The organism is Comamonas endophytica (genome assembly GCF_023634805.2).
Classification (GTDB): Bacteria; Pseudomonadota; Gammaproteobacteria; order Burkholderiales; family Burkholderiaceae_C; genus Comamonas; species Comamonas endophytica.
Genome location: NZ_CP106881.1, coordinates 432,403 through 451,332, shown reverse-complemented (window position 1 = coordinate 451,332; position 18,930 = coordinate 432,403). Strand labels below are relative to the sequence as shown.

16 protein-coding genes and 1 riboswitch are annotated in these 18,930 nt (G+C 69.0%); of the genes, 9 read left to right on the top strand and 7 right to left on the bottom strand.

The genetic code is table 11. The features are described 5' to 3' along the window. Positions 1-53: 53 nt before the first annotated feature. Positions 54-1,271 (bottom strand): mandelate racemase/muconate lactonizing enzyme family protein, encoded by a 1,218-nt coding sequence (locus tag M9799_RS01895; RefSeq protein ID WP_231044450.1) that lies wholly within the window; start codon positions 1,269-1,271, stop codon positions 54-56. Positions 1,272-1,442: 171 nt separating this feature from the next. On the opposite strand from M9799_RS01895, the gene M9799_RS01890 reads away from it, so the two are divergent. Then, complete coding sequence (locus M9799_RS01890) at positions 1,443-2,156, top strand: FadR/GntR family transcriptional regulator (RefSeq protein WP_231044451.1); 714 nt, start codon at positions 1,443-1,445, stop codon at positions 2,154-2,156. Positions 2,157-2,221: 65 nt separating this feature from the next. On the opposite strand, the gene M9799_RS01885 is transcribed toward M9799_RS01890, so the two are convergent. Beyond that, on the bottom strand, positions 2,222-3,010 hold the full coding sequence (locus M9799_RS01885) for a MetQ/NlpA family ABC transporter substrate-binding protein (RefSeq protein WP_231044452.1): 789 nt from the start codon (positions 3,008-3,010) through the stop codon (positions 2,222-2,224). Positions 3,011-3,264: 254 nt separating this feature from the next. Beyond that, positions 3,265-3,495: riboswitch (cobalamin riboswitch) on the top strand. A 212-nt stretch (positions 3,496-3,707) separates the two neighbouring features. Here M9799_RS01885 and M9799_RS01880 point away from each other — a divergent pair. The 6 genes from M9799_RS01880 to M9799_RS01855 are packed head-to-tail and all read left to right on the top strand — an operon-like array spanning position 3,708 to position 9,722. Continuing rightward, positions 3,708-5,861: a TonB-dependent receptor gene (locus M9799_RS01880; protein ID WP_231044453.1), complete on the top strand. Its 2,154-nt coding sequence runs from the start codon at positions 3,708-3,710 to the stop codon at positions 5,859-5,861. A gap of 2 nt (positions 5,862-5,863) precedes the next feature. Next, on the top strand, positions 5,864-6,769 hold the full coding sequence (locus tag M9799_RS01875; protein WP_231044454.1) for an ABC transporter substrate-binding protein: 906 nt from the start codon (positions 5,864-5,866) through the stop codon (positions 6,767-6,769). Beyond that, the gene (locus M9799_RS01870; RefSeq protein WP_231044455.1) at positions 6,766-7,761 is read left to right on the top strand and encodes a FecCD family ABC transporter permease; all 996 of its coding nucleotides are present in this window, start codon (positions 6,766-6,768) and stop codon (positions 7,759-7,761) included. The genes M9799_RS01875 and M9799_RS01870 overlap by 4 nt, the downstream gene beginning before the upstream one ends. After that, positions 7,758-8,507, top strand: coding sequence for an ABC transporter ATP-binding protein (locus M9799_RS01865; RefSeq protein ID WP_231044456.1), 750 nt, complete (start codon positions 7,758-7,760; stop codon positions 8,505-8,507). The genes M9799_RS01870 and M9799_RS01865 overlap by 4 nt, the downstream gene beginning before the upstream one ends. Continuing rightward, positions 8,497-9,498, top strand: coding sequence for an LLM class flavin-dependent oxidoreductase (locus tag M9799_RS01860; protein ID WP_231044457.1), 1,002 nt, complete (start codon positions 8,497-8,499; stop codon positions 9,496-9,498). Before M9799_RS01865 ends, M9799_RS01860 begins: the two co-directional genes overlap by 11 nt. A 14-nt stretch (positions 9,499-9,512) precedes the next feature. After that, positions 9,513-9,722, top strand: coding sequence for a DUF3820 family protein (locus M9799_RS01855; RefSeq protein WP_231044458.1), 210 nt, complete (start codon positions 9,513-9,515; stop codon positions 9,720-9,722). A gap of 240 nt (positions 9,723-9,962) precedes the next feature. On the opposite strand, the gene M9799_RS01850 is transcribed toward M9799_RS01855, so the two are convergent. The 4 genes from M9799_RS01850 to mfd form a co-directional block, all read right to left on the bottom strand. Further along, a complete protein-coding gene (locus tag M9799_RS01850; RefSeq protein WP_231044459.1) occupies positions 9,963-10,433 on the bottom strand; it encodes a hypothetical protein in 471 nt (156 codons plus the stop codon). Between the two features lie 261 nt (positions 10,434-10,694). Continuing rightward, positions 10,695-11,408 (bottom strand): phosphoserine phosphatase SerB, encoded by a 714-nt coding sequence (serB, locus tag M9799_RS01845; RefSeq protein WP_231044460.1) that lies wholly within the window; start codon positions 11,406-11,408, stop codon positions 10,695-10,697. A 92-nt stretch (positions 11,409-11,500) separates the two neighbouring features. Continuing rightward, positions 11,501-12,478, bottom strand: a complete 978-nt coding sequence (locus M9799_RS01840) for a Bug family tripartite tricarboxylate transporter substrate binding protein (RefSeq protein WP_231044461.1) — start codon at positions 12,476-12,478, stop codon at positions 11,501-11,503. A gap of 87 nt (positions 12,479-12,565) precedes the next feature. After that, the gene (mfd, locus tag M9799_RS01835) at positions 12,566-16,060 is read right to left on the bottom strand and encodes a transcription-repair coupling factor (RefSeq protein WP_231044462.1); all 3,495 of its coding nucleotides are present in this window, start codon (positions 16,058-16,060) and stop codon (positions 12,566-12,568) included. A 60-nt stretch (positions 16,061-16,120) separates the two neighbouring features. On the opposite strand from mfd, the gene ispD reads away from it, so the two are divergent. Beyond that, complete coding sequence (ispD, locus tag M9799_RS01830; protein WP_231044463.1) at positions 16,121-16,909, top strand: 2-C-methyl-D-erythritol 4-phosphate cytidylyltransferase; 789 nt, start codon at positions 16,121-16,123, stop codon at positions 16,907-16,909. Between the two features lie 24 nt (positions 16,910-16,933). Next, positions 16,934-17,449 (top strand): 2-C-methyl-D-erythritol 2,4-cyclodiphosphate synthase, encoded by a 516-nt coding sequence (gene ispF / locus M9799_RS01825; RefSeq protein ID WP_231044464.1) that lies wholly within the window; start codon positions 16,934-16,936, stop codon positions 17,447-17,449. Here ispF and M9799_RS01820 read toward each other — a convergent pair. Beyond that, on the bottom strand, positions 17,409-18,905 hold the full coding sequence (locus M9799_RS01820; RefSeq protein ID WP_231044465.1) for an ATP-binding protein: 1,497 nt from the start codon (positions 18,903-18,905) through the stop codon (positions 17,409-17,411). The two genes, ispF and M9799_RS01820, sit on opposite strands and share 41 nt — an antisense overlap. Positions 18,906-18,930 lie beyond the last annotated feature (25 nt).

Genomic DNA, 18,930 nt, shown 5'->3' with positions numbered 1-18,930 from the left:
CTTGTCTCCTTTGGATTGTTATGGAATCGATGCAGGGCGGGCGCGCCCGGCGTTCAGAGTGCGCGGCGCGGCTTGCCGCTTTCGCGCAGGCGCAGATCGGCGCGCGCGCGCACCGCCGGGTTCAGCGCGGTGCCCAGGCCCGGCGCCGTGGGCGCCAGCGCCGTGCCCTGGCTCAGCACCGGAAGTTCGGTCACCAGATCGCGGTACCAGGTGGCCAGCGTGGCGCGCACCACCTCCTGGAAGATGGCGGTGGGCGCATGCACGGCCAGGTGCAGCCCGGCCATCAGCGTCACCGGGCCGGTGCAGTCATGCGGGGCGATCGGCTTGGAGTAGGCCTGCGCCAGCGCGGCGATCTTGCGGCCCTCGGTCAGCCCGCCGCACCACGCGAGGTCCAGCATCACGATGTCGAGCGCATCGGCCGCCAGCAGATCGCGGAACTGCTTGGCGCTGCCCAGCGTCTCGCTGCCGCAGACCGGCGTGCGCGTGCGCCGGCGCAGGTCGGCCAGCGCGGGGGCGTCGTCCATCTTGCACAGCGGGTCCTCGGCCCAGTAGACGTCGAATTCCTCCAGGCCCTGGCAGATGCGCGCCGCCGCATGGGTGCCGAACAGGCTGTGCAGCTCGCACATGATCTCGATTCGGTCGCCCACCGCCTGGCGGATCTTGCGAAAGGGCTCCAGCCCCTGCTTGAGCTGCTCGAGCGTCAGCAGCTGGCCATTGCTCGCAGGTGCGTAGATGTCGAAGGGCCAGATCTTCATGGCCCGGTAGCCTTCGTCCAGAAGGCTTTCGGCCAGCGCGCCCGCATCGCGCATGAAAGCGATCTGGTCGTCGTAGGGGCCGGCCGGGTGGTCCGCCTGGGCGACGTCGCGGCGCGCGGCGCCCGCGGTGTTGAAGCGGTAGCCGGCGCAGGTGTTGTAGACGGGAATGGCGTCGCGCACCCGCCCGCCCAGCGCGGTATGCACCGGCACGCCCAGGCGCTGGCCTGCGAGGTCCCAGAGTGCGAGATCGACGGCGCTGGCGGCGCGGGTCTCGGCGCTGCTGCTGTGAAAGCCCAGGTAGGGCGTCATCAGATGGTGCGAGACGGCCTCGATCTGCTGCGCGTCGCGGCCGATCAGCCAGGGCGCGACCTGCGCGTGGAGCACGGCCTCGACGGCTTCTGCGCCGCGAAACGACTCGCCCAGGCCCGTCAGGCCGTCATCGGTTTCGATCTCCACCCAGATCAAGTTGGGGTGCTCGTCGATGCGCAGGGTGCGCAAGGCGGTGATGGTGCTCATGGGTCTCCTGGTGTCATGCGGGCCGCCGGCCCTGGATGTGTGGACGCAGTGTCCGAGTGCGTCTTCCAGTTGTCAAAATGAAGCTGAATCTGTCTGACAGCTTTGTGCCGGCGGCATGCCATTGCGCCGCTTTCTGGAAAAATCGCGGTTCCCGTCACTCGCCACGCACCCATGGACCCAGAAGCCTTGCCGCCGGCTTTGAGCCTGCATGCCTACCACCAGGTCATGAACCTGATGGCCGCGGGCAGCTACGGCGCCCACCAGCGCCTGCCCAGCGAGGCGCGGATGGCGCAGTCCATCGGCGTTTCGCGCCCGGTGCTGCGCCAGGCACTCGAACGGCTGCGCAGCGAGGAGCGCATCTATTCGCGCAAGGGTTCGGGCCACTACGTGGGCGACATGGCGCACAAAGCCGCCGTGCCCTTTGGCGCCTTCTCCAGCATCGCCGACGTGCGCGACTTCCTGCAGTTCCGCATGAACATCGAGGTGGAAAGCGCGGCCCTGGCGGCGCAGGCGGGCCAGACGCAGCATGTCCAGATCAAGATGGCGCACCACCGCATGCAGGCTGCGCTGGCCAGCCGGCAGCCGGGCATCGAGGAAGACCTGGCCTTCCATATCGCGGTCGCCCAGGCCAGCGGCAACCGCTTCTATCTGCTGACCATGCAGGCGCTGGCCGAACAGATGCGCTTCAGCGTGCAGCTGATCAGGGATCTGTCGAAGCGCTCGCCCATGAAGACCGCCGCGGTCCTGCAGGAGCATGCCGAGATCGAGGCGGCGATTGCCGCGCGTGATCCGCTGCGTGCGCGCGAGGCCATGCGCGCGCACCTCGCGGCCGGCATAGAGCGGCTGTTCGGCCCAGGGCGGCCCGACGCGCCGGCACCGCGCTGAGCCGCCAAAAGCAAAGCCGCCGGCAGTGCGCGGGGCACGGCCGGCGGCTGGCGGGGAGGGCAGGCTCAGAACGCGGGAACGACCGCGCCCTGGTATTTGTCCTGCAGGAACTTCTTCACGTCCTCGCTGTGCAGCGCCTGGATCAGCTTGGCGATCTCCGGGCTGCCCGCGCGGTCCTTGCGCGCGGCAACGATGTTGGCGTAGGGCGAGTCCTTGCCCTCGATGAACAGCGCGTCCCTGGTGGGATTGAGCTTGGCTTCGATCGCGTAGTTGGTGTTGATCAGCGCCAGGTCCACATCGGCCAGCGCCCGCGGCAGCAGCGGCGCCTCGAGTTCCCGGAAGCGCAGCTTCTTCGGATTCTTCACCACATCCAGCGCCGTGGGCGTGAGGCTGCTCGGGTCCTTCAGCTCGATCAGGCCCTGCCTGGCCAGCAGCAGCAGCGCGCGGCCACCATTGGAGGGATCGTTGGGGATGGCGACGGTTGCGCCTTCCTTGAGCTCGTTGATGTTCCTGATCTTGCGCGAGTAGGCACCGAAGGGCTCGACGTGGATCTTGCCGTTGGGTACGGCCACCAAAGAGCTCTTGCGGTCCTTGTTGTAGCTGTCGAGGTAGGGCTGGTGCTGGAAGAAGTTGGCGTCCAGCAGCTTGTCTTCGACGGCCGCATTGGGCTGCACATAGTCGCTGAATTCGCGCACCTGCAATTCCACGCCCTGCTTCTTCAGCGCGGGCTTGATGTGGTTGAGGATTTCGGCATGGGGCACGGCGGTGGCCGCAACCTTGAGCACCACGTCGGCTGCCTGGGCAGTCAGAGCCAGGCTGGCCAGGGCGATCGCGCTAAGAGCTTTCTTCAGCATGACAAGGCTTCCTTGAAGAGATGGAGGGAGGGGTCTGCACCAAAACAGTGAACACGCAGTGCAGAAAGCGCTAGTTTAGTGACCATCAGGCACGGGATACGTAGGAGAAAGCCATTCTGGTTATAAGAATGTGGTTTTATATGCATGCCAGTGTTTTCATGCGGGTGCTCCGCCTGATTTGGTTCTGTGACAAAACGCGTCTTTCCTTGATAATCGCGCACAGGCGTCCGTTGTGCGGGCTCAGAGCCCGCCTGATGACGCCCAGATTCAAAGGTGTTCGACAAGCAGGTGCGCCGGGCCTCATATCCCGGCAATGCCTGCGCTGCCCCCGCAACGGTGGGCGAAATCCCAGGTCCTCACGCTGGCCCCCAGGCTGGCAGTCACTGCGTGCTCTTGGCGCGCGGGAAGGCGAGGGCTGAGCTGGCGCATTCGACATGCGCCAGCGTTTCGCGAGCCCGGAGACCGGCCTTTGTGATCGCTTCGGACGCCGCGGGAGTGCGCATGTCTGGACAAACAGCTGAAGCAATGGCGGCGCACGGGCGTGGCCAGGCCTGGCTGCGGGTTCATGCAGGCGCGCGCTGCGGCGGGTTTTGGTCCTTGGGCTTCGCGGGTGAGCGAAGCCTCGCCTTGAAATCATCGTATGCACTTGCCTCGTTCGCGGCACGCGCTCAGACGCGCTGCCCTGCCTTCCTTTCCCTTGTCTTGCCGTCCGGCCCTGCTGTCTTTGCTGGCCTGGGCCACGCTGGCGGGTCCAGCGGCCCATGCGGCGGGTGAAGACCCGACGACGCTCGCTGATGTGTTCGTCACCGCCACGGCGCGCCCCGAAGGGCGCCTGCGCATCGCCGCCACCACCCAGACCATCGACCGCGCCGATATCGAGCGCTCCTCGGCACGCTCGGTGACCGATCTGCTGGCCGAGCACGCGGTGGGCTTTCTCAGTGAATGGACCGCCGCCCAGACCTCGATGAACCTGCGCGGCGCGGCCACCGACGGCCAGGGGCGCGACTACCGCGGCCAGGTGCTGGTGTTGCTCAACGGTCGGCGCGCCGGCACGGCCAACCTCTCCAAGCTCAGCCTGTCGGATGTGGAGCGCATCGAGATCGTGCGCGGCCCGGGCTCGGTGGTCTATGGCAGCCAGAACATGGGCGGGGTGATCAACATCATCCTGCGCACCGGCGCCAGCGGCGGCGGCAACCGCGCTTCCGTCGTGGGCGGCGGCAGCGGGCTGTGGCGCGCCGACACGCAGATCAGCGGCGCCAGCGAGCGCTGGGACTGGTATGTGGGCGCCAATGCCGGCGGGCGCGACGACTACGATTCGGGCCGCGGCGGCGGCGAGATGAGGAACACCAGCTACAAGCGCCGCGGCGCCAGCGGCGCGCTCGGCTGGCAGCTGGCCGACCTGCACCGCGTGGAACTGCAGCTGCGCACCGACGGCATCTACAACGCTGGCTTCCGTGGCTCCGGCGCCAACATCTTCAGCCGCGACAACCGCTACAACCAGTCAGCCGATCTGCGCTACGAGGGCGCATTGCCCGGCGGGCGGGTGAGCTGGCTGGCGCATGCCTATGCGTTCACCGACGTCGACGAGTTCAACTGGGCCTCGCCCGTGATCCGGTCGGGCACCAGCGCCGTGCCCGGCACCGCGCGCGACTACAACCACCGCCAGCTCGATGCCACCGGCCTGCGCCTGCAGCCGCGCCTGCGCCTGAGCGACAGCAACGACCTGCTGCTGGGCTTCGATTACGAGAAGAACCGGCTGCGCTCGGACCGCGAGCGCAATGCCATGCCCGGCGGGCCCGCGGGCCAGGTCGCGCCCTATGACACCAACCAGACCGAGCACACCCACGCGCTGTATCTGGAGGATGCACAGACCTTCTTCGGCGACCGCCTGACGCTGCGCGCCGGGCTGCGCCGCACCTGGGGCGAGACGCGCTTCGACCAGACGCCGAATGTGCCGCTGGCCGTGACCACTGCGCGCGACTACGGCAAGACCACCTGGTCCACAGGCGCGGTCTGGAAGGTCAGCGACAGCTGGGCGCTGCGCGCCGGGGCCTCCACCGGTTTCCGCGCGCCCACGGCCAGCGAGCTGTCGGCCGACTTCACCGCGGTGGGCGGCGGGCGCAGCTTCGGCAATCCGAACCTCAAGCCCGAGTCCAGCCGCCAGCTGGAAGTCGGCACTACCCTGCGCCAGGGTTCGTTGACGGTTGACGCCGCGCTGTTCCAGAACACCATCTCGGACCGCATCATCACCGTCTCGCGCGGCCCGGCGACCAACACCTCGGACTACGCCAACAATGCCGCCGATATCGTCGCGCGCGGGCTGGAGCTCAGCGCGCGCAGCGAGATCGGCCGGTTGGCCAGCGGTCCGGTGCTCAGCGTCTTCGGCAATAGCTACTACCATTTCGAGATGAAGGACAAGGGCGCGGCCGCCTCGGCCAACACCGACCGCGTGCAGCGCATGTACCAATACGAGGCCGCGGTCGGCCTGCGCCTGGCGCGCGGCATGGACCGCAACCCGGGCGACTGGAGCGCACAGCTCACGGCGCTGCTGCGCGGGCCCATGTGGTACGACACCGAGGAGAACCTGCTGATCCCGCAGGGCGAGCCGAGCAGCACCTTCATTCACCGCAAGGGCGCGTTCACCGTGTGGAACCTGCGCGGCGAATACCGCGTGAGCCGCGGCATGAAGCTGTTCGCGGGCATCAACAACGTCTTCGACCTGAACCGCCATCCGATCTTCATCGCGCTCGACAAGCGGCCGTGCATCGCCAACCCGATCTTCCAGAACGGCGGCTGCGGCACTTCGATGCCGGGGCGCGAATGGCTGATCGGGCTGCAGGCCGATTTCTGACCATGGGCATCGCACGGCGCGGACTGCTTGGCGCACTGGGCTGCGGCGCGTTGCTGGGCAATGCAGTGGCTTCTTCACCCTTACGCCTGCGCGATGCGCTGGGCCGGGAGGTGGTGCTGCCTGCTCCGGCGCAACGCATCGTGACCATCTTTTCCTCGAACACCGAGCTGGTGGCTGCGCTGGGGCTGACCAGGCGCATCGTCGGCATCGAGGAATTCACGCGCTTTCCCCCCGAGGTGGCCCGGCTGCCGCGGGTGGGCGGGCGCCTGGGCTTTTCGGTCGATGCGGTAGTGGCGCAGCGCCCTGACCTGGTGATCGTCACGCCCGCGCGCCAGGCCGCGCACCAGCTGGTCGATCCCATGGAGCGCATCGGCGTGCCGGTCATGGTGCTGCTGAGCCGCAGCCTGGGCGAGGTGATCGGCAATGTGCGCCTGGTGGCCAAGGCCGCCGGCGTCGAGGCGCGTGGCGAGGCGCTGGCGGCATCGCTGGAGCAGCGCCTGCACGCCGTCGACGGGCAGATGGCGGGCCGGGCCGCACCGCGCGCTTTGATGGTCACCGGGCGCATGGGCAACGGCATGCTGCTGGTCGCGCGACCCGGCACCTATACCCATGAGGCGATGCTGCGCGCGGGTGCACGGCATGCGCTGCCGGGCATCGGCACGCTGGCGCAGGTATCGCCCGAGGCGGCACTGGCGTGCGATCCCGATGTGCTGCTGTTTGCCGGCGCGCAGGCGGGGCTCGACGAACTGGCGCGCCGCCCCGGCTGGCGCGACATGCGCGCGGTGCGCGCGCAGCGGGCCATCACCGTGGCGCGCGCCGAATTCCTGATTCCCGGCCCGCGCACCTTCGATGGGATCGAATCCCTCGCGCACCGGTTGCTGCAGCTGCAGCGCAAAGGATGGAAATGAAAATCCGCTGGCCCGCATGGGCACTGCTGGCGCTCGGCCTGGTGCTGGGCATCTTTGCCGGCCATGAATGGGCCGCGCCCGCCGAACTCTGGAGCGCGCTGACCGAGCGCGACACGCTGCGCGCGCGCCTGCTGTGGGAGTGGCGCATGCCGCGCGTGCTGGCCGCGGCCTGTGTGGGCGCGCAGCTGGGCCTGTCGGGCGCGGTGTTCCAGGGGGTGTTCCGCAATCCGCTGGCCGAGCCGTATCTGCTGGGGGCCTCGGGCGGGGCGGCATTGGGCGCCACGGTAGCGCTGCTGGTGCCGCTGGGCCTGCCGCAGTCGTGGCTCCTGCCCGTACTGGCCTTTGCCGGGGCATGGGGCGCGACGCTGCTGGTGCTGGGCGTGGCGCGTGTGGCCGGGGCGCTTGACGCGGCGGGCATGCTCCTGGCGGGCGTGGCCATGGCGGCGATGCTGGGCGCCATACGCTCCTTTCTGATGCTGGCGCTGTCCGACGAGACCGTGAGCCTGCAGGTGGTGATGAGCTGGGTGCTGGGCGGAATTCAGACGCCGACCTGGAGCGGGCTGGGCTGGATGGCGCTGATCACGCTGGGCTGCCTGGCCGCCACGCAGACGCTGGCGCGCGGGCTGGACCTGCTGGGGCTGGGCGATGCCGCGGCGCAATCCTTTGGCCTGGATGTCGCGCGCTTCGTGCCGCGCGCCGTGCTGCTGGGCTCGCTGGTGGTGGCGGCGGCGGTGGCCTATGGCGGGCTGGTGGCGTTCGTCGGCCTGGCCGCGCCGCATATCGCGCGCTGGTGGGTGGGCCCGCTGCACCGCTGGGTGCTGCCGGCCAGCGCGCTGGCGGGGGCGGTGATCGTGACGCTGGCCGATGCCATCGCGCGCAGCGTGCTGCCGCCGGCGGAGGTGCCGCTGGGGCTGATCACGGCGGTGGCGGGCGGGCCATTCTTCATCGCGCTGCTGGCGCGCCGACTGCGCTCGCATGGAGGCCGCGCATGAGCGATACCGCGATGCTGCGTGCCGTCGATATCTGTGTGGAACGCCAGGGTCGCCGGCTGCTCGATGGCGTCTGCCTCGATCTGCCGGCGCAAGGCGCGGTGGCGCTGGTCGGGCCGAACGGCGCGGGCAAGTCCACGCTGCTTCAGGTACTGGCCGGGCAAATGGCGTCCAACAGTGGCATGGTGCGGCTCGATGGCGCGCCGCTTTCAACGCTGAGCGTGCCTGTGCGTGCCCGCCACATCGGCTACATGCCCCAGCGTTTCGAGCCGCATTGGGATGTGACGCTGCAGGAGCTGATGCGGATGCGCGTGCCCGATGCGACCCAGGCGCTGGCGCAGGCCCGGCTGCAGCCCCTGGCTGCGCGGCGCTGGAGCCAGCTGTCGGGCGGCGAGCGCGCGCGCGGCCTGCTGGCCGCGGTGCTGGCCACCGATCCGCCAGTGCTGCTGGCCGACGAGCCGGGCGCGGCGCTCGATGTGCGGCACCGGCTGGCGCTGGTGCAGGCGCTGGCGCGGCGCGGGCGCGAGCGGCTGGTTGTGGTGGTGATGCACGATCTGGATCTGGCCTTCGAGTGCTTCGAACGGGTGATCGTCTTGCATCAGGGCCGCGTGGCCATGGATGGGGCGCCTGCCGCGCTGCTGCAGGATCCGCAACTGGACCAGGTGTTTGGCGTGCATTTCCAGCGCATCGCGGTGCCGCCGCACACGCTGCTGCGCGCGCGCAGCCAGGAGCCGTACGATGCGCATTGACATCGCCGGCTGGACGCGCGAAGCGATGGCCGGTGACCCCAAGGCCTTTGCCGCGATCTTCGAGCGCGCCGACCGTTGGGGCTTCGACGGCGTGTGGTTCAGCGAATTCCGCGTGCCGCAAAGCGACTGGCAGTATCCCTCGCCGCTGCTGCTGGCCGCGGCCCTGCTGGCGCGCACCGAGCGGCTGCGCGTGGGCACGGCGGTGCTGGTGCTGCCGCTGCACCACCCGTTGATGCTGGCCGAGGAAATCGCGCAGCTGGATTTCCAGAGCGGCGGCCGCATCGACGTGGGCATTGGGCGCGGCACGGAGCCGGCAGCGCTGCAATGCCTGGAGATCGACCCGTCCAGCACGCGCGAGCGCTTCGAGCAGGGCGCGCGCATCCTGCGCGATGCATTGCGCGGCGACACCGTGGCTTCGAGCGGACTGTGGAAGTTCGCGCCGCGCCGGCTGATGGCGCTGCCCGTTCAGCGGCCCCATCCACCGATCTACATCGCCGGCTCGACGCCCGAGACGCTGGCGTTTGCACTGGCGCAGGATCTGCCGCTGCTGCTGAGCCTGGAGCCGCCCGAGGGGGCGCAGCTGAAGCGGCTGGCCGAGGTTGCCCGGCAGCAGGGCGGCGATGCGCAGGCGCTGCTGGCGCGTTCGTCGCTGGCGCGCTATGTCTGCATTGGCCCCAGCGCAGCGCAGGTGCGCCAGCAGCTCGAAGGCCTTTGGGAAAGGCTTTATGCGCGCCGCATGCACTTTGCCGGCAAGCGCGGCGTGGCGCCCGCCGGTGTGCCGCCCATCGATCGCCAAAAGGTGCTGCGCGAGCAATTCATCCATGGGACGCCGGAGCAATGCCATGCGCAGATCCGCGCGCTGCAGTCGGCCACGGGCATCGGCAGCCTGCGCTGCGTCTTCAACGCCAATGGCCTGTGGAGCAACCAGGCGGCGCTGGCCGCGATGCAGCTGTTTGCGCAGGAGGTGCTGCCCGCATTGCAGCGCGACTGAAGCACAATCGGCCTATGGACTCCGAACAACTCCAGCGCCTGCTGACAGTGCAGATGCCCTATGGCAAATACCAGGGCCGCTGCATTGCCGACCTGCCCGGCCACTACCTGATGTGGCTGGCGCGCGAAGGCTTTCCGCGCGGGGAGCTGGGGCAGCTGCTGGCGCTGATGTATGAGCTCGATCACAACGGGCTGGGGTATTTGCTGGAGCCGTTGCGGGGGTGAGGGGGCTTGGGGGTCGACAGGCTGCACTCAGGGAAGGGTGCTGCTACGTCTATAGGACAGGACGTCCATGGTTCGACAAGCTCACCACGAACGGGGGAAATCGCTCGTCCTGAGCCTGTCGAAGGATGAACGGCCTGCCTCGGAAATATTGGACGGTACCAATCCCCGCCTGGACGCCAACAAAAAAGGAGCCCAAAGGCTCCTTCATCGTAGGCATCCGGGGCAAAGCCCGGAACAAGCTTACTTCACCGCAGCGCGCGCCGCCTCGGCCTTCGCCTTGGCTTCATCCGCCTTGCGCTGCAGCTCGGCCGCTTCGGCTTCGGCCGCCTTGGCCTCGGCGGCCTTGGCTTCGGCCGCCTTGTCGCCCGAGGGGCCGGCAATGGCGTTGCCCACCATGCTGCCGGCCACGGCGCCAACGGCGGCGGCACCCATGGTGCCCATCATGCCGGGGCCACGGGCAGGTGCCGCTGCAGCTGCAGGCGCTGCGGCTGCAGCAGGTGCAGCAGCGGGAGCCGCAGCAGCCGGAGTGGCCGGACGCGCTGCCGCGGTGGGCGCGGCCACCGGCGCGGGCGCGGGGGCGGTGCGGCCGATGGTGGCGGGGCGGACCGACTTGGAGCCGCCCATGCGTTTGGCGTGTGCCAGGCTCGGCGCGAGCAGGGCGGCGCAGGTCATGGCAAGCACGGAAACAGTGGCGCGGTAGGAAATGTTCACGGAAATTCCTCTATGAGAAGTCAACAGGGAAGATGACCCATGTGAAGCCCGGAGCCGGACCGCGGAATGCGGCCAGGACCTCAGGCTCACGGTACATACATGGGGGAACTGCGCCGGAATGCAAGCGGGGCCGCAAAAAAAGGCCGCGCAGGTGCAGCGCAGGGCGCGCGCGTGGAGGAAATCGTTGTGTGCGCGCAGCCGTCGATTCTAGAGGCAGGTGCGCAGGGCGCCGCGGCAAATGGCTTGGCGCGGCGCGGGGTATCAGCGCAGGATCTCGAGCAGACGGTCCAGGCCGCCCTCGTTGATGGCGATCTGCGCCTCGGCGCGCACGCGCGGCTTGGCGTGGAAGGCCACCGACAGGCCGGCGGCGCCCATCATCGGCAGATCGTTGGCGCCATCGCCCACGGCAATGCATTGCGCCGGAGCGATGCCCATCAGCGACGCCACTTCCAGCAGCGTGCGGCGCTTTTCCGCGCCGTCGCAGATGTCGCCCCAGGGCTGCTCGACCATGGTGCCGGTCAGCACGCCATTTTCCATGGCGAGCACATTGGCGCGCACGAAGTCGATGTCCAGCAGTCCGCGCACGTATTCGGCGAAGTAGGTGAAGCCGCCCGACACCAGCAGCACCTTCAGGCCTGCGCGCTGGCAGGCCTCGACCAGCGCCTGCGCGCCCGGCGACAGGCGCAGCCGCTCGCGGCGCACGCGCTCCATGTCGGCTTCGGTCACGCCGCGCAAGAGCGCCACGCGCTGGCGCAGGCTTTCCTTGAAGTCGGCGATCTCGCCGCGCATCGTGGCTTCGGTGATGGCCGCGACCTCGGCCTTCTTGCCCGTGGCATCGGCAATCTCGTCCACGCACTCGATGTTGATCAGCGTCGAGTCCATGTCGAAGGCAATCAGCCTGTAATCGCTCAGGCGCAGTGGCACGGGGGTGCGCTGGACCATCAGGCCCGGGGCAAATTCGGTAGCGGCGCTCATTTATGGGGCGGAAAAAGGGAAATGGAGTAAAGGCCGGCGCGCAGGCACCGGCATGGGGACTGCATTATCGCCTTGACCAGCCGGCGCGTTCCTCATTGCGGCGTGAGGCCCGCGGCCTTCACCAGTTCGGCGTGCAGCCTGATCTCCTCGGCAATGGTCTGCTGCAGCTGCTGCGAAGTGGTGGGCGCGACTTCCATGCCGCTTTCGCCCAGTTTCGCCTTGATGTCTCCCGCCAGGATGCCATGCACCGCGCGCTGCAGCCTGTCGATCACCGGCTGCGGTGTCTTTGCCGGCGCCAGCAGGCCTACCCAGGCCGACAGGTTCAGATCGGCAAAGCCGCTTTCGGCCATGGTGGGCGTGCCGGACAAGACGGAAGAGCGCTGCGGGGCGAGGATGCCCAGCGCATGCAGCTTGCCTGCCTGCAGATGCGGCAGCGCCTCGGGCAGCACCGCGAACAGCATGTCGACATTGCCCGCCAGCGTGTCGTTCACGGCGGGCGCGCCGCCCTTGTAGGGCACGTGCAGCATGCTGGCCCGGGTGCGGGTCTCGAACATCAGCGCCGCCAGATGCTGCGGGCTGCCGTCGCCCGAGGAGGCATAGGTCAGCTTGCCCGGTGCTGCCTTGGCAGCGGCCACGACGGCCGCAACGCTGGGGAATTTCTGCTTGTCCTTCACCACCAGCACCATCGGCTGGTTGACCAGCTTGGTGAGCGGCACGAAGTCGGCCTGCGGGTCGTAAGGCAGGGACTTGAAGATCGCCTTGTTGGTGGTGAGAAAGGACGCGGGCGACACGGTGAGCGTGTAGCCGTCGGCCGGCGCGCGCGCCACCGCCGGCAGGCCGATCTGGCCCGAGGCGCCGGCGCGGTTTTCCACCACGAAGGGCTGGCCCAGCTCGGCCGCGAGCTTCTGGCTCACGGCGCGCGCGATCATGTCGGCACTGCCGCCGGCCGGCAGCGCGACCATGACCTTGACTGGATGATCGGGGTAGGCGCCCTGGGCCAATGCGGGTGCAGCTGCCAGCGTCGCGATCAGTGCGCAGGCCAGGGAGGGAATTAGGCGTCGAATCGGCATGGGAGGCTTTCCAAAAGAACCAGGCAGCTTGCCTGCCCGGTGCTTTTGCAATTCCTGTGCCAATGCGCCTGCCTGGTCCTTGGGGCTTCAGGCCACCGCAGCCTCGGCCTTGAGCGGCTGCCCCAGGCTGCGCAGCACGTCGCGCACCAGCTGGGCGCGCGCCATCGGGTCGGGCAGCTCGCGCTCGATGCGCAGCTTCTCGTTGCCCGCGAGCTTGATGTGCTTGTTCTTCTGGATCAGCGCGATGATGTTCATCGGATCGATAGGCGGCTGCGGCTTGAAGGTGATGGTGATGACGCCCGGCGCCGCATCGACCTTCAGCACGCCATAGGGCTGGCTCAGCACGCGCAGGCGGTGCACGTCGATCAGCGTCTGCGCCTGCGGCGGGAGCTTGCCGAAGCGGTCGACGATTTCCTCCAGCAGGTTGTCGATCTGCTCGCTGGTCCTGGCCGTGGCCAGCTTCTTGTAGAACGACAGCCGCAGGTGCACGTCGCCGCAGTAGCTGTCGGGCAGCAGCGCCGGCGCATGCAGGTTGATGTCCGTGGAGGCCGACATCGGCGCCAGCAGATCCGGCTCCTTGCCCTCCTTGAGCGAGCGCACGGCCTCGGCCAGCATCTCGTTGTAGAGCTGAAAGCCCACCTCGAGCATGTTGCCGCTCTGGTTCTCGCCCAGCACCTCGCCCGCGCCGCGGATCTCCAAGTCGTGCATCGCCAAATAGAAGCCGCTGCCCAGTTCCTCCATCTGCTGGATCGCGTCGAGACGCTGCTGCGCCTGCTTGGTGAGGCTCTCGATCTCCGGCACCATCAGGTAGGCATAGGCCTGGTGGTGGCTGCGGCCCACGCGCCCGCGCAGCTGGTGCAGCTGCGCCAGGCCGAACTTGTCGGCGCGGCTGATGAGGATGGTGTTGGCGCTGGGCACGTCGATGCCGGTCTCGATGATGGTCGAGCACAGCAGGATGTTGTAGCGCTGGGCGACGAAGTCGCGCATGACGCGCTCGAGCTCGCGCTCGGGCATCTGTCCATGGGCCACGGCGATGCGCGCCTCGGGCAGGATCTCTTCCAGCTTCTGGCGCCGGTTCTCGATGGTCTCGACCTCGTTGTGCAGGAAGTAGCACTGGCCGCCGCGCTTGAGTTCGCGCAGCACGGCTTCGCGAATGACGCCCGTGCCCTCGTTGCGCACGAAGGTCTTGATCGCCAGGCGCCGCTGCGGCGCGGTGGCGATGACGCTCAGGTCGCGCAGGCCCTCGAGCGCCATGCCCATGGTGCGCGGAATGGGCGTGGCGGTGAGCGTGAGCACGTCGACCTCGGCGCGCAGCGCCTTCATCTGCTCCTTGTGGCGCACGCCGAAGCGGTGCTCCTCGTCGATGATCAGCAGGCCCAGGTCGTGGAAGTGCGTGGACTCCGACAGCAGCTTGTGCGTGCCCACCACGATGTCCACCGTGCCGTCGGCAATGCCCTTGATGGCCGCCGTGATCTCCTTGCCCGAACGGAAGCGCGAGACCTCGGCCACGCGGATCGGCCAGCGCGCGAAGCGGTCGACCAGCGTGCGGTAGTGCTGCTCGGCCAGCAGCGTGGTGGGCGCGAGGAACGCCACCTGCTTGCCGCCCGTGACGGCAATGAAGGCCGCGCGCAGCGCGACTTCGGTCTTGCCGAAGCCCACGTCGCCGCAGACCAGCCGGTCCATCGGCTGCGGGCTGAGCATGTCGTGGATCACCGCGTGGATCGCCGCCTTCTGGTCGGCGGTTTCCTCGAAGCCGAAGTCGTTGGCGAAGGTCTCGTAGTCCTGCGGGCTGTAGCGGAAGGCATGGCCTTCGCGCGCCGCGCGCCGCGCATAGATGTTGAGCAGCTCGGCGGCCGAGTCGCGTACCTGCTCGGCGGCCTTGCGCTTGGCTTTTTCCCATTGGTTGCCGCCGAGCTTGTGCAGCGGCGCGTCCTCGGGCGACATGCCGGTGTAGCGGCTGATCAGTTGCAGCTGGCTCACAGGCACGTAAAGCACCGCGTCGCCGGCATAGGCCAGGTGCAGGAATTCCTGCAGCGCCGGGCTGCCGTCGGGGTTTCGCTGGCCCACATCCATGTTGACCAGGCCCTGGTAGCGGCCGATGCCATGCTGGCTGTGCACCACCGGGTCTCCGACCTGCAGCTCCGACAGGTCCTTGATCAGCGCCTCGACATCGCTGACCTGCTCCTGCTTCTTGCGCCGGCGCGTGGTCGGCCCGGCGGCGAACAGCTCGGTTTCGGTGATGAAGTCGATGCCGGCCGTGTTCCAGTGGAAGCCCGCGGCCAGCGGCGCGGTGGCGATGCCGATCTTCTCGCTGGTGTCGGCCTCGAACTGCGCCAGCGAGTCGAAGGCCGGCGGGTTGAGCTGCGAGGCACGGAAGAAATCCAGCAGGCTCTCGCGCCGGCCGTCGCTCTCGGCCAGCAGCAGCAGGCGCTGCGAAGTCTGGCGCAGATGCGCGTGCAGGCGCGCCAGCGGGTCCTCGGCGCCGCGCACCACCGACAGCTCGGGCAGCGGCTGGAACTCGCCGCTGGCCAGCTGGTCCGCGGGCACCTCGGCGCCGCGCACGGCCAGCTGCGCATATTCCTTGGCGCGCAGATAGAACTGCTCGGCGCTCAGGAACAGGGACTCGGGCGGCAGCGCCGGGCGCTCGGGGTCGCCCTGCACCAGCCGGTAGCGCTCCCTGGTGTCCTGCCAGAAGCGCTGGAACGCGGGCTCCAGGTCGCCATGCAGCACGACGGTGGCCTGCTCGCCCAGATAGTCGAACACCGTCGCCGAGTCCTCGAAGAACAGCGGCAGGTAGTACTCGATGCCGGCCGTGGCCACGCCATTGCCCATGTCCTTGTAGACGCGGCTGCGCGTGGGGTCGCCCTCGAGCAGCTCGCGCCAGCGGCTGCGGAACAGCGCGCGCGCGTCGTCGTCCATCGGGAACTCGCGCCCGGGCAGCAGGCGCACCTCGGGCACCGGGTAGAGGCTGCGCTGTGTGTCGGGGTCGAAGGTGCGTATCGAGTCGATCTCGTCGTCGAACAGGTCCACGCGGTAGGGCACGGCCGAGCCCATGGGAAACAGATCGATCAGCCCGCCGCGCACCGCGTATTCGCCATGGCTCACGACCTGCGAGACATGCGAGTAGCCGGCCAGCGTCAGCTGCGCCTTGAGCTTGGCCTCGTCGAGCTTCTGCCGGACCTTGAAGTGGAAGGTGTAGCCGGCCAGAAAGCTCGGCGGCGCGAGGCGGTACAGCGCGGTGGTGGCGGGCACCAGCACCACGTCGGCGCCGGTCGCCTGGTCATGCTGGCTGATGCGCCACAGCGTCGCCAGCCGCTCGCTGATCAGGTCCTGGTGCGGGGAGAAGGTGTCGTAGGGCAGGGTCTCCCAGTCGGGAAACAGCGCGCAGCGCAGCCCGGGCGCAAAGAAGGCCAGCTCCTCCATCAGCCGCTGCGCATCGCTGGCGTCGGCCGTGACGATGGCCGTGACGCGGCCCGCGGCCTTCTCGCGGGTGCCCAGGCGGGCCAGCAGCAGCGCGTCGGCGCTGCCCACGGGGCGGGGAAGGGTGAATCGTTTGCCGGGGGAGAGTTTGGGCAGTTCCATGCGGTAGATCGTGGGCTGGGCGCGGTTCAGGATGCAATTGCCGATTCTAGAATGGCGCCCATGACCGATTTGCTGCCGCCTTCAATTGACCCATCCGCCAAAGCTGCTAACCCCCAGGACAAGGCAGCTGCGCGGCTCTGGGCCTTCGTGCCCTGCGCCGGCGTGGGCGCGCGCGCCGTGGCCCATGGCGCGCGGCCCGATCTGCCCAAGCAATACCAGCCGGTGGCGGGGCAGCCGCTGGTGCTGCATACGCTGGCGGCGCTGGCCGGCGTGACGCGGCTGGCCGGCACGCTGGTGGGCGTGGCGGCGGGCGATTCCTTTTTCTTGCAGATGACGGCCGCGCAGCCGCAATCCTGGACCACTGCGCCCTGCGGCGGCCCGACGCGCGCCGAGACCGTGCTGGGCGGGCTGGCCGAACTGAAGGCGCGTGGGGCCGACGACGGCGACTGGGTACTGGTGCACGATGCCGCGCGCTGCCTGCTCACGCCGGCCATGGTGGACCGCCTGATCGATGCCTGCCTCGACGACCCCGTGGGCGGCCTGCTGGCGCTGGCGCTGCCCGATACGCTGAAGTCGGCGCGCTCCGAAGGCGGCGTGCCGCGCGTTGCCGCCACGCTCGAGCGCAGCGACAAATGGCTGGCGCAGACGCCGCAGATGTTCCGGCTGGGCACCTTGCGCGCCGCGCTCGGGGCGATGGGCGCGGCCGCCACAGACGAGGCCAGCGCCATCGAGGCGTCGGGGCGCTCGCCGCGGCTCGTGGCCGGCAGCGCGCAGAACTTCAAGGTCACCTATCCCGAGGACTTCGCGCTGGCCGAGGCCGTGCTGCAGGCCCGCGCGCGCGTTGGATAATCGGGTTTTCAAGACGGATCGACAATGACCATTCAATTCCGGATCGGAGAGGGCTGGGACACCCATGCCCTGGTGCCAGGGCGCAAGCTGATCATCGGCGGGGTCGAGGTGCCGCACAGCATGGGCCTGCTCGGGCATTCCGATGCCGACGTGCTGCTGCATGCCATCACCGACGCGCTGCTCGGCGGCGCGGCGCTGGGCGATATCGGCCGGCATTTCCCCGACACCGATGCGCAGTTCAAGGGCGCGGATTCGGTGGCGCTGCTGGTCGAGGCCGCGCGGCGCGTGCGCGCCGCGGGCTACGAGATCGGCAACATCGACAGCACCGTCATTGCCCAGGCACCCAAGCTTGCGCCTTTCATCGCCGCGATGTGCACGCGCATCGCGCAGGCGCTGGGCCTCGAGCCCGATCAGGTCAACGTCAAGGCCAAGACCGCCGAGAAGCTGGGCCCGGTGGGCCAGCTGCAGGCCATGGAGGCACGCGCCGCGGTGCTGCTTTTCAGGTCCGCTGCGGCGGGCGCGGAGGCAGGTGGCGCTTGACCTGCGGGCGGCGCAGGCGCTGCTCGGGGTTCTTGCCGCCCGGCAGGCTCGAGGCGCGCTGCAGCTGGATATGGGCCGCCAGCCCGCCGGATGAAGCATTCGACAGCGCGAACACGCCGCCCATGCGCTGCACCGTCTTGTCGACGATGGACAGGCCCAGGCCGGCGCCGGCCGCCGCGGTGCGTGCCGAGTCGCCGCGGAAGAAGGGCTGCGTGAGCCGCGCCAGCTGCTCGGGCGGCACGCCGCGGCCGTGGTCGCGGATGCGCACCACGACCCAGTGCTCGCGCGCCTTGGCCGTGACCTCGACCTGGGTGGTGTCGGTATCGGCGCTCTTGCCGTAGCGGCGCGCGTTCTCCAGCAGGTTCGAGATGACGCGCGCCAGCTCGATCTCGTCGGCCAGCACATACAGGTCCTCGGCCACGTTCATGGTGATCTGCAGCTCGCGATGGTCCTGCACCGCGTAGACGCAGGACGACACCACGGCATGCAGATGCACGGTGGTCAGGGTCACGTGGTCGGGGCGCGCGTAGTCGAGGAATTTGTCGATGGTCGCATCGAGCTGCACGATGTCGGCCACCATGTGGTCGCGTGCCACGTCGTCGGCCACGCTCATCTCGGTTTCCAGCCGCAGCCGCGCCAGCGGCGTGCGCAGGTCGTGCGAGATGCCGGCCAGCATCACGGCGCGGTCCTGCTCGAGCTTGGAGAGCTTCTGCGCCATGCGGTTGAAGCCGATGTTGACCTCGCGGATCTCGCTGGTCACCGCCTGCTCGTCGAGCTGGCTGGCGTCGAAATCGCCATCGCGCACGCGGTTTGCGGCGTCGCTGAGCTGCTTGAGCGGCCGGTTGATGAGCCGCGCGATCACCGCCGCACCGGCCAGCGACAGCACGCCGGCGGTGATCAGCCACACCAGCCAGGTGCGCCCGCCCGCGGGGCTGAAGCGCGAGCGGTCCATCAGCAGCCAGTTCGGGTCGCCATTGATGTCGAAGCCGACCCACAGGCCGGCCTCGCCGTTGACGCTGCGCGCAACGATGGTGCCTGGCCCGAGGCGTGCGGTGAGTTCCTCGTTGAGCCGCCCGCCCAGCGTGCCCTGGTCGAGCAGTTCGAACTTGTCGCCCGGCTCGCGCGGCAGGATGCGGACGCCTTCCTGGTCGGCCATGGTCTTGATCAGCGACACGCGCGCGATCGCATCGGCGTGCACCAGCGCCGCGCGGCTCAGGTTGACGAGCGACGCCACCTGCTGCGCGGTATGCAGCGTGCGCGGCTCGAACTCGAAGGCGCGCAGGGTCTGCAGCCAGGCCAGGATGCTGCCGATCAGCAGCAGCGCCAGCAGGCAGAAGGTGCGCCAGAACAGGTTCAGGTTCAACCGCGAGCGCAAGCGCGCCCCGCCATGGCCGTGCGGATAATCCAGCGGCACCGGACTGGTGGCGTCCGGCACGGGGGCGGTGGATGCGTTCATCGGTGGCATGTTGCCTGACTGCGGT